The following is a 12,102-nucleotide window of genomic DNA, read 5'->3' on the forward strand; positions in this document are numbered from 1 at the left end:
GGAACGACGGGGAGGGTGCCGGTGCGGTCGTCCGGTCGTCCGACGCCAGCATCGCGCCGCCTCACCGCAGCCGGCGTGCATGATGACGGAAAGCCTGCGCCGCTGCACGCGGCACGCGCCGGCGTTCTGCGATGCGCTGCGCAGTCGCGCGCGGCGCTATGCGGCGTCGGCCAGCGCGCTCGCCATCAGCTCGAAGCGGTCGTTGCCCCAGAACATCGCATCGCCGATGAAGAAGGTCGGCGCGCCGAACGCGCCGCGCTGCACCGCCTCGTCGGTATAGGCCTTCAGCTGCTCCTTGGCTTCCGGCGTCTGCGCGCGGGCCAGCAGATCCGGGCCATCGAAGCCGAGTTCGGCGGCGAGCGCGGCCAGCACCGGCGGCTGGCTGATGTCGAGATTGCGCGTCCAGTAGGCGTCGAGGCTGGCGCGCGCCCAGCGCGCGCGGTCCTCGCCGCCGAGCGCGCTGGCGATGCGCTGGGCATTCAGCGTCGACACCGGGAACGGGCTCGGCACCTGCAGCGGCACGCCGTAATGGCGCGCCCAGCGCTGCAGGTCGGCGAACATGTACTGGCCCTTGGCCGGAACCGTCAGCGGCGCGCGGTTGCCGCAGGCTTCGAACAGCTTGCCGAGCAGCACCGGCTTCCAGACGAGCGCGGCGCCGTGCTCGGCAGCGAAGCGCTCGATCCGCGTCGCGGCGAGGTAGGTGTAGGGACTGACGGCGTCCCAGTAGAACTCGATCGTCGCCATCGCGGCGGGCTCCTCTGCGCTTGTTCTTCCGTGCAGGCCGGTTTCAGGCAGTCTGTCACGCGTCGCAGCGGCGGCACAACTTGTGCTTCAGCCGTCGGCGGACGGGGCGTGACGAAGCCCTGCGGGCTGCCTACACTGGCGCCCCTCTGCAAGGTAGGAATCATGACGTACTGTTGTGCGATCAAGGTGAACGACGGACTGGTGTTCGCGGGCGATACGCGGACCAGCGCCGGCGTCGACGACGTGCGGACGTATAACAAGGTCCACGTCTTCGAGTTCCCGGGCGACCGCGTCTTCGTGCTGCTGTCGGCCGGCAATCTGGCGACGACGCAGGCGGTGCTGGCCCACATCAGGCGCGATCTCGAAGAGCCGGTGGTGCCGATGAGCCTGCGCCTGGCGCGCTACATGTTTGACGCCGCCGAATACATTGGCTCGCTGTCGGTGAGTGCGCAGAAGCATGTCGCCCAGCAGACGCAGTACAGCAGCGTCGACCTGCGCACGACCTTCATCCTCGGTGGCCAGATCCAGGGCGAGGAGCCGGCGATCTACATGATCTATCCGGAAGGCAACTGCATCGCCTCGTCGCCGGAGACGCCGTTCCTGCAGATCGGCGAGAGCAAGTACGGCAAGCCGATCCTCGACCGCGTGATCCGTCCGCCGGTGCCGCTCGAGGACGCCGCCCGCTGCGCGCTGGTCTCGATCGACTCGACGATGCGCTCGAACATCTCGGTCGGTCCGCCGATCGATCTGGCGATCCTGCCGCGCGACGCGCTGCGCATCACGCACCGGCTGCGCCTCGACCTCGACACGCCGTTCTACGCGCAGCTGCGCGAGTCCTGGGGGCGACAGCTGGTCGCCGCGTTCCGCAATCTGCCGAAATTCGACTGGGAAACGCCGGACGCGCAGGGGCGGCTGCTCGACGCCAACGACTGAGGCCGGCGCCCGCCGCGGAGCGGCGGGGTGCCCGGCGTGCGCGGGCTCAGCTGTAGGCCAGCTGGCGCTGCGTAGGCGCGGTGCCGGGATCGAGCTGGAAGTAGCTCTTTGCCAGCGACTCGTGCACGGCGCCGATGCCGACCTGGATCTCGTCGATCCACTCGTGCAGACCCTGATCGAGCAGGCGCTCGAAATTGGCGTCCTGGATCAGCGCGCGGATGCGGTCGATCGAGCGCTCGCTGGCGCGGTTGTGCGGCAGGTTCGGCAGCGTCCGGCCGATGTGATTGAGGCAGAACATCACCGAACGCGGGAAGTCGCGGTTCTGCAGCAGGAAGCGCAGCACGGCAGGGCCGCTGACGCGGATCTTCTCGTGCCGGCGATAGGCCTGGTAGGCCATCAGCGAGCGCAGCACGCTCATCCACTGGATCTGCACGAACGGCCGCAATTCCTCGGCGGTGCGGGCACGGATCAGGTCGACGGTGCGAACGTCGACGATGCGCGTCGTCATGTCGGCCTGTTCGAGGCTGAGACCGATCTGCAGGAAGTGATAGCCGACATCGTGCGTCATGTTGGCGGCCAGCATGCCGCGCAGCAGCAGGATGCCGTCGATGACGCGGTCGAGGCCGGCCTGCCGGTGGGCACGCGGCAGATGCTTCTCGCCCTTCTCCTGCAGGAACAGGTGCAGGGCGTTGATCTGCTCCCAGGCGTCGCGCGGCGTGCTGTCGCGAACGGTGCGCAGGATCTCGCGGGCATGGCCGACCGAGGCGGCGATCGAGCTGCTGTTCTCGGGATCGGTGATCAGAAAGCGCACGACCTGCGCTTCGGAGTCGTCGGCGTAGAGACTCTCGAACGCGTGGTTGGCGCCGAGGATGTCGACCAGCGGCGACCAGCCGAGCGCCATGCCGCGCGGCAGGTCGAGCAGCAGGTGCGAGTGGACGCTGACGAGGCGTGCGGTGTTTTCGGCGCGAGCCAGGTAGCGGCCCAGCCAGTACAGGTTGTCGGCGACGCGGGATAACACTTAAGCGGCCTCCAGATCGACGATCCAGGTGTCCTTGGCGCCGCCGCCCTGCGAGCTGTTGACGACCAGCGAACCCTTGGTCATCGCCACGCGGGTCAGCCCGCCGGTGGTGACGTAGGTGCTGTCGCCGCGCGACAGGATGAACGGGCGCAGGTCGAGATGACGTGGCTCGATGCTGCCGTCGGCCAGCGTCGGCGCGGTCGACAGCGCCAGCGTCGGCTGTGCCATGTAGTTGCGCGGGTTGGCGACGATCAGCTCGCGGAACTTGTCGCGTTCCTTCTTCGTCGCCCGCGGTCCGATCAGCATGCCGTAGCCGCCGGACTCGTTGGCCGGCTTGACGACCAGCTGGTCGAGGTGGTCGAGCACGTAGCTGCGGTCATGCTCGTCCATGCACAGGTAGCTCGGCACGTTCGGCAGGATCGGTTCCTCGCCGAGGTAATAGCGGATCATCTTCGGCACGAAGGCGTAGACCACCTTGTCGTCGGCGACGCCGGCACCGGGCGCGTTGACCAGCGCGACCTTGCCGGCGATCCAGGCCCGCATCAGGCCCGGCACGCCGAGGATCGAGTCCGGGCGGAAGGCCTCGGGGTCGAGGAACAGGTCGTCGACGCGGCGGTAGATCACGTCGACGCGCTTCGGCCCGTAGACGGTGCGCATGTAGACGCAGTTGTCGTCGCCGACGAACAGGTCCTGGCCCTCGACCAGCTCGATGCCCATCTGCTGCGCCAGCCAGGAGTGCTCGAAGTAGGCCGAGTTGTAGATGCCCGGCGTCAGCAGCGCGATCGACGGCGTGTCGCCGGGCCGCGGCGACATCGCCGCCAGCATGTCGTAGAGCTGGGCGGGGTAGTCGTCGACCGGCAGGATCGCGCCGGTCTGGAACAGCTCCGGGAACACGCGCTTGGTGACCTGGCGGTTCTCGACCATGTAGCTCACGCCGGACGGCACGCGCAGGTTGTCCTCGAGCACGTACAGCGTGCCGTCGAGGTCACGGACCAGGTCCGAGCCGCAGATATGGGCCCAGACGCCGTGGCGCGGCCGGATGCCGACGCACTGTGGCCGGAAATTGACCGATTCGGCGAGCAGCTCGGCCGGGAAGATCTTGTCCCTGACGATCTTCTGCGCGCCGTAGATGTCCTGGATGAACAGGTTCAGTGCGCGCACCCGCTGCTGCAGGCCGGCCTCGGTCCTGCTCCATTCCGTCTTCGGCAGCGTGCGCGGGATGATGTCGAACGGCCACGAGCGGTCGACGTTGCGGCCTTCCGAGTACACGGTGAAGGTGATGCCCATTACCTTGATCGCCAGCTCCGCGGCCAGGCGCCGCTCGGCGAGCTCCTCGGGCGTCAGGCTGCCGAGGTAATGGACGAGATGCTGCGCGGCGGGACGGGGCTGGCCGGGCGCGGCCATCAACTCGTCGTAATAGTCCTTGCAGCGGTACTGACTCCAGTCGATGGCCATGCGGTGGCTGAGCGTTTCCGTATCGAGTCGTGATGACAGCGATGAAGCAAAACGCGAGCCAACGGCCGCGATACGGCTGGAGGCGATCCGAACTGTGTAGAATTCCGCAATCTCTCTTGCAAGATCATGACGTCCATCAAAGCGCTGGAATTCAAGGGCCGCATGCTGTCGCTGACGCGCGCCCGCGTGCTCGATCCCGACCTTGCGGCCATCGGCGCCCAGCTGCGCGATTTTGCCCGGCAGATGCCGCAGGCCGTGCAGGGCATGCCGATCATTCTCGAAGCCGACGCGCCGATGGACCTCGGCGGCGTGCTGGCGGCGCTGCGCGGGGTGGGCATGCAGCCGATCGGCGTCGGCGACGGCCCGCTCGCCGAATCGGCGCGCAGCTGGGGCCTCGCCGTGCTGCCGCCGGAAGGCGCCAAGTCGCGGCCGCTGCCGGCCGCCGTCGCGGCACCCGCTCCGGCGCCCGCTGCCGCCGAGCCGGCGCCGGCGCCGGCCGCCGGCGCCCGCAAGCCGACGCGCATCGTCACCGATCCGGTCCGTTCCGGGCAGCAGATTTATGCCGCCGACGGCGATCTGATCGTCACCTCGACGGTCAGTCCCGGCGCCGAGGTGGTGGCCGACGGCTGCGTCCATATCTACGGCGCGCTGCGCGGCCGGGCGATCGCCGGCGCCCGTGGCGAGACCACCGCGCGGGTGTTCTGCCGCCGCTTCGAGGCCGAGCTGGTGGCGGTGGCCGGCGTCTACGCCGTCGCCGAGCAGATGCAGGGCGATCTGCGCGGCAAGCCGGCGCAGGTGCTGCTGGCCGATGGCAAGCTTAAGATCGAACGACTGGACTGGTGAGCCCGTCTCGCCGGTCCGCAGAACCCAACCCTTAGGGAAGACCCCGTGGCAAAAATCGTCGTAGTGACCTCTGGCAAGGGCGGCGTCGGCAAGACGACGACCAGCGCGTCGTTCTCGACCGGCCTTGCGATGCGCGGCCACAAGACCGTCGTCATCGATTTCGACGTCGGCCTGCGCAATCTCGACCTCATCATGGGTTGCGAGCGCCGCGTCGTGTTCGACTTCGTCAACGTCATCAATGGCGAGGCGAACCTGCGCCAGGCCTTGATCAAGGACAAGATGCACGAGAACCTCTACATCCTCGCCGCCAGCCAGACGCGCGACAAGGATGCGCTGACCGAGGCCGGCGTCGAGCGCGTGCTCAATGAGCTCGCCAAGGAATTCGACTACATCGTCTGCGATTCGCCGGCCGGCATCGAGCGCGGCGCGCATCTGGCGATGTATTTCGCCGACGAGGCTCTGGTCGTCACCAATCCGGAAGTTTCCAGCGTGCGCGACTCCGATCGCGTGCTCGGCCTGCTGTCGAGCAAGACGCGCAAGGTCGAAAAGGGCGAGGGCCGCGTCAAGGAGCATCTGGTCCTGACGCGCTACAACCCGGCGCGCGTCGCCAAGGGCGAGATGCTGTCGGTCGACGACGTCCGGGAGATCCTCGCGATCCCGCTGCTCGGCGTGATTCCGGAATCGCCGGCAGTGCTGACTTCGTCGAACGCCGGCTCGCCGGTGATCGTCAACAAGGAAACCGACGCCGGCCGCGCCTACGATGATCTCGTCGCCCGCTTCCTCGGCGAGGCGCGCGAGCACCGTTTCATCACCGCCGAGAAGAAGGGTCTGCTCGGCCGCATCTTCGGGACCTGACGCAATGGCGATGGACTGGCTGAAATTTTTACGCGGCGAGCCGAAGAACACCGCTTCGGTCGCCAAGGAACGGCTCAAGGTCGTCGTCGCGCACCAGCGCGATGGTCGCGCCAACGGCCCGGTCTACCTGCCGATGCTGCGCGAGGAGCTGCTCAACGTCGTGCGCAAGTATGTGCAGGTGCCGGACAACGCCGTGCAGATCAATGTGCAGCGCGAGGATGGCCTCGAAGTGCTGGAGATGAACATCACGCTACCCGAGACCGGCTAGACGGCAGTTTTCCACGCCGTGCAGGATGCGCGGCCGATGTTGCAAGCCGATGCCCGCCGCGTGCGGGCATCGTTGTTTGCGGCCCGGCACATGGCAGGCGCAACGGCGCGCATAAGCTTAGAAGCAAACGTTCCTTGAGCGGTGCGTCGCCGGCCGGCAGACTCGCGCGCCGCCTGTTGCCGGCCGCCCCGGTGCGGGCCGGCACGCGAAAAAATTCGGCGCGACTCACCCGGACGCAGGAGTGCGCCCCCGGGGGATTTTTCTTAAACTGCGCCGCCTTTGGTCGGCTTCTCCCGGGATTTTCGTCGAATGGTTGCTCTCGCTACTGAAACCGTGCTGTCGGTCCGGCACTGGAACGACACGCTGTTCAGCTTCACTTGCACGCGCGATACCTCGCTGCGTTTCCGCAACGGTCAGTTCGTGATGATCGGGCTCGAAGTCAACGGCAAGCCGCTGATGCGCGCCTACAGCATCGCCAGCCCGAACTACGACGAGAATCTCGAGTTCTTCAGCATCAAGGTCGAGAACGGCCCGCTGACCTCGCGGCTGCAGCATCTCAAGGTCGGTGACCAGCTGATCGTCAGTCGCAAGCCGACCGGAACGCTGGTGGTCGACGACCTCAAGCCCGGCAAGCACCTGTTCCTGATCGGCACCGGCACCGGCCTCGCGCCGTTCATGAGCCTGGCGCGCGATCCGGACGTCTACGAGCGCTACGAGAAGATCGTGCTGTTCCACGGCGTGCGCCACGTCAATGACCTCGCGTACTACGAGTACATCACCGAGGAGCTGCCGAACCACGAGTTCCTCGGCGAGCTGGTGCGCGACAAGCTGATCTACTACCCGTCGGTGACGCGCGAGCCGTTCCGCAACCAGGGCCGCATCACCGACCTGATCGAAAGCGGCAAGCTCTGCCAGGACATCGGTCTGCCGCCGATGAATCCGCAGACCGACCGCGTGATGATCTGCGGCAGCCCGTCGCTGCTGACCGATCTCTGCGGCGTGCTCGACCGCCACGGTTTCGAGATCTCGCCGCACATCGGCACGCCGGGCGATTACGTCATCGAGCGCGCCTTCGTCGAGAAGTAAACTCCGTCGGGAAGCGGGCGCCGCCCCGAGCGTCGGCTCGGGGCGGCATTCGCTGTGGGCGTCACTTCACTTCCGCGGCGGGATCCCGGCGTCTTCGTTCTGCGCTTGCCGCCGCACCGATGTGACACCCTTGCGGAAGGTGACTGGCGCGCCATGCTCCGGCGCCTGCGCGGACGGCGCGCATCCGCCGCCGCCCCGCAGCGGCCGCCCTATCGGGCGGCCGGCGGCGACGAGGTATCGATCGAGCGGCTCATCCGCAGCGCGATCAGCGTGACGAGCGCGCCCGACAGCAGGTAGAGCCCGACGTAGCCGACGCCGAGATGCGTGGCGATCTGCAGCGCGACCAGCGGCGCAAAAGCCGCGCCGAGCAGCCAGCCGAAGTCCGAGGTCAGCACGGCGCCGCTGTAGCGGAAGCGGGTGGCGAAGCTCGAGTTGACGATGCCCGAGGCCTGGGCGTGCGTGAAGCCGAGCAGCGCGAAGCCGGCGAGGATGAAGATGTAGGCACCGGTGGTCGTGCCCCTGAGGAACAGCGGCATCAGGCCGGCGACGCTGAATACGGCGATCAGCGCGGCGCCGAAGCCGAAAGTCGTGCGCCGACCGTAGCGGTTGGCGAATTTGCCGGAGATCAGCATCGTCAGCACCGCGAGTCCGGCGCCGCAGATTTCCACGATCAGATATTCGGCGACCGATTCCTTGGTGAACAGCGTGACCCAGGACAGCGGGAAGATCGTCACCAGGTGGAACAGCGCGTAGCTGGCCAGCGGCGCCAGCGCGCCGAGCAGGACATTGCGCCCCTGCAGGCGGAACAGTTCGCCGAGCGGCGAGGGTTCCAGCGCACGGGTTTCGAGCAGGTGCGCGAATTCCGGCGTGACCACCAGGCGCAGGCGCGCGAACAGGGCGACGACGTTGATCGCGAAGGCGACGTAGAACGGGAAGCGCCAGCCCCAGTCGTAGAAATCGGCGTCGGCGAGGTTGACGCGCAGGTAGGCGAACACGGCGGCGGCGATGATGAAGCCGATCGGCGCGCCGAGCTGCGGGACCATCGCGTACCAGCCGCGCTGGCTGGCCGGTGCGTTCAGCGCCAGCAGCGACGGCAGGCCGTCCCAGCTGGCACCGAGGCCGATGCCCTGGGCGATGCGGAACAGCGCCAGCAGCAGGATCGCGGTGCCGCCGAGCACGGCGTAGCCCGGCAGGAAGGCGATGCCGGCGGTGGCGGTGCCGAGCACGAACAGCGCGAAGGTCAGCTTGGTGCCGCGGCCGTAGCGGCGGTGGATCAGGCGGGCGAGCAGCGAGCCGAACGGACGGGCGATGAACGCCAGCGCGAACAGCAGGAACGAGTACACGGTGCCCTGGGTCGGATCGGCGAACGAGAAGAAGACCTGCGGGAAGACCAGCGCCGCGGCGATGCCGAACACGAAAAAGTCGAAGAACTCGGAGGTCCGGCCGATGATGACGCCGATGGCGATGTCGCCGGGATGGATGTCGTGGGCGCCGTGCGGCTGCGCCTCGATGGTGTCGGTCAGCGCGCCAGCCGGTGTGGCGGTCTGAAGGTGTGCGTTCATGGTCCTCCTTCTCCGTGAGCCCTCGAGGGCGTCTGTGTTATGGCTCCACTATGAACCGCCGGCAGGCCTTTTGCCAGCGCGTTTCCGGGCCGTGCGGAGCGCTCGTCGGCCCGTTGCCGCCGTCCGGAAATCAATCGCTTGGCGACGCGCAATGGGACAAAACGTCCAATCGAGTTTCGTGTCGCGAAACCGTAAAGTCGCGCTCCCGAAATCTCCCCTGAAGTGCATATGCCATGCCTGTGCGTCTCTTTCGCGGCCTGATAGCGGTTAGCCTGCTGGCGGTTCTCGCCGGCTGTCATTCGGATGTGCTGCGGCCGGCCGGCGACATCGCCCTGCAGCAGCGCGATCTGATCTACCTGTCGACCTTCCTGATGCTGCTCATCATCGTGCCGGTGATGCTGCTGACGCTGCTGTTCGCCTGGCGCTACCGCCAGTCAAACCAGGACGCCACCTACGATCCGGAGTGGAGCCATTCGACCAAGCTCGAGCTGGTGATCTGGTCGGCGCCGCTGGCGATCATCATCGCGCTTGGCACGGTGACCTGGATCGCGACGCACAAGCTCGACCCGTATCGCCCGCTCGACCGCCTCGACGCAGCGCGTGCGCTGCCGGCCGACGTCCAGTACCTGGATGTCGAAGTCGTTGCGCTCGACTGGAAATGGCTGTTCATCCTGCCGGAGCAGGGCGTCGCCACGGTCAACGATCTGGCACTGCCGGTCGACCGGCCGGTCCGTTTCCGGATCACCGCCTCGACGGTCATGAATACCTTCTACGTGCCGACGCTGGCGGGCATGATCTACGCGATGCCGGGCATGCAGACCGAGCTGCACGCGGTCGTCAACCAGCCGGTCGACACCACCGGCGTCTCGGCGCACTACAGCGGCGCCGGCTTCACCGACATGCGCTTCCGTTTCCGCGGCCTGCCGCAGGCCGAGTTCGAGCAGTGGGTCGCGCAGCTGCGCGCCGATGGCGGCGAGCTGAACCGCGAGGTGTATCTGCAGCTCGAGCAGCCGACCCGGGCCGAGCCGGTGCGCCACTATGCGAAGGTCGATCCGGCGCTGTTCAAGGCCGTGCTCAACATGTGCGTCGATCCGAACAAGATGTGCATGAGCGACATGATGGCAATCGACGCCAAGGGCGGGCTCGGCAAGGCCGGCATCTTCAACGTCTCGCAGCTCTCCTACGACGCGCAGCGTGCGCGCGGCCTGGAGCGCCCGCGTCCGAACTACGTGCTCGCCATGTGCGACACCGACACGCCTTCCTATCTCGCACGCACCTCGCTGTCGGGCGAGGCTGCCCCCCGTGCCGCTGGTAACACGCCATGATTCATCAAAGCGCTGAAACGACGTCGAACTTCCTGACCGGCCGGCTCACCTGGGAGTCGATCCCGTTCCATGAGCCGATCCTGCTCGCGACCTTCATCGGCACCGCCCTCGTCGGCCTCGCCGTGTTCGCCTGGATCACGGCCAAGGGCAAGTGGGGCTATCTCTGGAACGAGTGGTTCACGTCGATCGACCACAAGAAGATCGGCATCATGTACATGGTGCTCGGCTTCGTCATGCTGCTGCGCGGCTTCGCCGACGCAATCATGATGCGCCTGCAGCAGTCGATGGCCTTCGGCGACAACATGGGCTATCTGCCGCCGCATCACTACGACCAGATCTTCACCGCGCACGGCGTGATCATGATCTTCTTCGTGGCGATGCCGTTCATCACCGGCCTGATGAACTTCGTCGTGCCCAAGCAGATCGGCGCGCGTGACGTTGCCTTCCCGTTCCTCAACAACTTCAGCTTCTGGATGACGACGGCCGGCGCGATGCTGGTGATGCTGTCGCTGTTCGTCGGCGAGTTCTCGAAGGCCGGCTGGCTGGCGTTCCCGCCGCTGTCGGGCATCGACTACAGCCCGGACGTCGGCGTCGACTACTACATCTGGGCGCTGCAGATCGCCGGCGTCGGCACCACGCTGTCCGGCATCAACTTCATGGTGACCATCATCAAGATGCGTTGCCCGGGCATGACGCTCATGAAGATGCCGGTCTTCACGTGGACCGCGCTGTGCGCCAACATCCTGATCGTCGCCTCGTTCCCGATCCTGACCGCGGCACTGGTGCTGCTGTCGCTGGACCGCTACGTCGGCACGCACTTCTTCACGAACGACTTCGGCGGCAACCCGATGATGTACGTGAACCTGATCTGGATCTGGGGCCACCCCGAGGTCTACATCCTGATCCTGCCGCTGTTCGGCGCGTTCTCGGAGATCGTCGCGACCTTCTCGCGCAAGAAGCTGTTCGGCTACACCTCGATGGTGTACGCGACGGTCTGCATCACCATCCTGTCGTATCTGGTGTGGCTGCACCACTTCTTCACGATGGGCTCGGGCGCGAGCGTGAATACCTTCTTCGGCATCACGACGATGATCATCTCGATTCCGACCGGCGCGAAGTTGTTCAACTGGCTGTTCACGATGTACCGCGGCCGCATCCGCTTCGAGGTGCCGATGCTGTGGACCGTCGGCTTCATGCTGACCTTCGTCATCGGCGGCATGACCGGCGTGCTGCTCGCGGTGCCGCCGGCGGACTTCGTGCTGCACAACTCGCTGTTCCTGATCGCGCACTTCCATAACGTGATCATCGGCGGCGTCGTGTTCGGCGTGTTCGCGGCGGTCAACTACTGGTGGCCGAAGGCGACCGGTTTCCGCCTCGATCCGTTCTGGGGCAAGGTCTCGTTCTGGTGCTGGCTGATCGGTTTCTGGGTCGCCTTCACGCCGCTGTACGTGCTCGGCCTGATGGGCGTCACCCGCCGTCTGTCGCACTTCGAGGACCCGAGCCTGCAGATCTGGTTCCAGATCGCGCTGGTCGGCGCGCTGATCATCGGCTGCGGCATTTTCGCCAACATCGCCCAGATCGTCGTGTCGATCCGCAAGCGCGACCAGCTGCGCGACGAGACCGGTGATCCGTGGGACGGCCGCACGCTGGAGTGGTCGAGCTCGTCGCCGCCGCCGGCCTACAACTTCGCGTTCACGCCGGTGGTCCACGAGCAGGACGCCTGGTGGGACATGAAGAAGAACGGCTACGTGCGCCCGACCGAGGGTTTCATCCCGATCCACATGCCCAAGGGCACGACCGCCGGCATGGCGCTCTCGGCGCTGGCGACGATCTCCGGCTTCGGTCTGATCTGGCACGTCTGGTGGCTGGCGCTCGCTTCGTTCGTCGGCATGGTCGCCTACGCGATCTACCACACGTTCAACTACGACCGCGATTTCCATCTGTCGGCCGAAGAGGTCACGGCGGTCGAGAACGCGCGTACCGCGCTGCTGGCCAAGGCCAAGGGTTAACCAC

Annotated in this window: 11 protein-coding genes; 7 read left to right on the plus strand and 4 right to left on the minus strand. The window is 66.7% G+C overall.

What is annotated here, in order from left to right; all coding sequences use genetic code 11:
- Positions 1 to 156: 156 nt before the first annotated feature.
- Complete coding sequence (locus H149_RS0107315) at positions 157 to 744, minus strand: 2-hydroxychromene-2-carboxylate isomerase (RefSeq protein WP_020649094.1); 588 nt, start codon at positions 742 to 744, stop codon at positions 157 to 159.
- 162 nt (positions 745 to 906) lie between these two features.
- Between H149_RS0107315 and H149_RS0107320 the strand changes: the two genes are divergently transcribed.
- Positions 907 to 1,677 carry a proteasome-type protease gene (locus H149_RS0107320; RefSeq protein ID WP_020649095.1) on the plus strand — a complete coding sequence of 257 codons (771 nt, stop codon included), beginning with the start codon at positions 907 to 909 and terminating at the stop codon, positions 1,675 to 1,677.
- Positions 1,678 to 1,723: 46 nt separating this feature from the next.
- Here H149_RS0107320 and H149_RS0107325 read toward each other — a convergent pair whose 3' ends face one another.
- Positions 1,724 to 2,695 carry an alpha-E domain-containing protein gene (locus tag H149_RS0107325; protein ID WP_020649096.1) on the minus strand — a complete coding sequence of 324 codons (972 nt, stop codon included), beginning with the start codon at positions 2,693 to 2,695 and terminating at the stop codon, positions 1,724 to 1,726.
- Positions 2,696 to 4,150 carry a circularly permuted type 2 ATP-grasp protein gene (locus H149_RS0107330; RefSeq protein WP_020649097.1) on the minus strand — a complete coding sequence of 485 codons (1,455 nt, stop codon included), beginning with the start codon at positions 4,148 to 4,150 and terminating at the stop codon, positions 2,696 to 2,698.
- A 126-nt stretch (positions 4,151 to 4,276) separates the two neighbouring features.
- On the opposite strand from H149_RS0107330, the gene minC reads away from it, so the two are divergent.
- From minC to H149_RS0107350, 4 genes are all read left to right on the plus strand, one after another.
- Positions 4,277 to 4,993, plus strand: a complete 717-nt coding sequence (gene minC, locus H149_RS0107335; RefSeq protein ID WP_020649098.1) for a septum site-determining protein MinC — start codon at positions 4,277 to 4,279, stop codon at positions 4,991 to 4,993.
- A gap of 45 nt (positions 4,994 to 5,038) precedes the next feature.
- The gene (minD, locus tag H149_RS0107340) at positions 5,039 to 5,848 is read left to right on the plus strand and encodes a septum site-determining protein MinD (protein WP_026352962.1); all 810 of its coding nucleotides are present in this window, start codon (positions 5,039 to 5,041) and stop codon (positions 5,846 to 5,848) included.
- Positions 5,849 to 5,858: 10 nt separating this feature from the next.
- Positions 5,859 to 6,116: a cell division topological specificity factor MinE gene (gene minE, locus H149_RS0107345; protein WP_026352963.1), complete on the plus strand. Its 258-nt coding sequence runs from the start codon at positions 5,859 to 5,861 to the stop codon at positions 6,114 to 6,116.
- Between the two features lie 309 nt (positions 6,117 to 6,425).
- Entirely contained in the window at positions 6,426 to 7,202 is a 777-nt protein-coding gene (locus tag H149_RS0107350; RefSeq protein ID WP_026352964.1) for a ferredoxin--NADP reductase, read from the plus strand.
- A gap of 209 nt (positions 7,203 to 7,411) precedes the next feature.
- On the opposite strand, the gene H149_RS0107355 is transcribed toward H149_RS0107350, so the two are convergent.
- Complete coding sequence (locus H149_RS0107355; protein WP_020649102.1) at positions 7,412 to 8,764, minus strand: MFS transporter; 1,353 nt, start codon at positions 8,762 to 8,764, stop codon at positions 7,412 to 7,414.
- Between the two features lie 233 nt (positions 8,765 to 8,997).
- Between H149_RS0107355 and cyoA the strand changes: the two genes are divergently transcribed.
- Positions 8,998 to 10,089 (plus strand): ubiquinol oxidase subunit II, encoded by a 1,092-nt coding sequence (gene cyoA, locus H149_RS20120; RefSeq protein ID WP_039748297.1) that lies wholly within the window; start codon positions 8,998 to 9,000, stop codon positions 10,087 to 10,089.
- Complete coding sequence (cyoB, locus tag H149_RS0107365) at positions 10,086 to 12,098, plus strand: cytochrome o ubiquinol oxidase subunit I (RefSeq protein ID WP_020649104.1); 2,013 nt, start codon at positions 10,086 to 10,088, stop codon at positions 12,096 to 12,098. The genes cyoA and cyoB overlap by 4 nt, the downstream gene beginning before the upstream one ends.
- Positions 12,099 to 12,102: the final 4 nt, after the last annotated feature.

This window comes from Solimonas variicoloris DSM 15731 (genome assembly GCF_000382285.1).
In the GTDB taxonomy this organism is placed as follows: domain Bacteria; phylum Pseudomonadota; class Gammaproteobacteria; order Nevskiales; family Nevskiaceae; genus Solimonas; species Solimonas variicoloris.

Excerpts from the sequence above, each read along its gene's own strand:
- cyoA (WP_039748297.1), top strand. The coding sequence starts at position 8,998 with ATGCCTGTGCGTCTCTTTCGCGGCCTGATAGCGGTTAGCCTGCTGGCG.
- H149_RS0107320 (WP_020649095.1), top strand. The coding sequence starts at position 907 with ATGACGTACTGTTGTGCGATCAAGGTGAACGACGGACTGGTGTTCGCG.
- H149_RS0107355 (WP_020649102.1), bottom strand. The coding sequence starts at position 8,764 with ATGAACGCACACCTTCAGACCGCCACACCGGCTGGCGCGCTGACCGAC.
- cyoB (WP_020649104.1), top strand. The coding sequence starts at position 10,086 with ATGATTCATCAAAGCGCTGAAACGACGTCGAACTTCCTGACCGGCCGG.
- minC (WP_020649098.1), top strand. The coding sequence starts at position 4,277 with ATGACGTCCATCAAAGCGCTGGAATTCAAGGGCCGCATGCTGTCGCTG.
- H149_RS0107315 (WP_020649094.1), bottom strand. The coding sequence starts at position 744 with ATGGCGACGATCGAGTTCTACTGGGACGCCGTCAGTCCCTACACCTAC.
- minE (WP_026352963.1), top strand. The coding sequence starts at position 5,859 with ATGGACTGGCTGAAATTTTTACGCGGCGAGCCGAAGAACACCGCTTCG.
- H149_RS0107330 (WP_020649097.1), bottom strand. The coding sequence starts at position 4,150 with ATGGCCATCGACTGGAGTCAGTACCGCTGCAAGGACTATTACGACGAG.
- H149_RS0107350 (WP_026352964.1), top strand. The coding sequence starts at position 6,426 with ATGGTTGCTCTCGCTACTGAAACCGTGCTGTCGGTCCGGCACTGGAAC.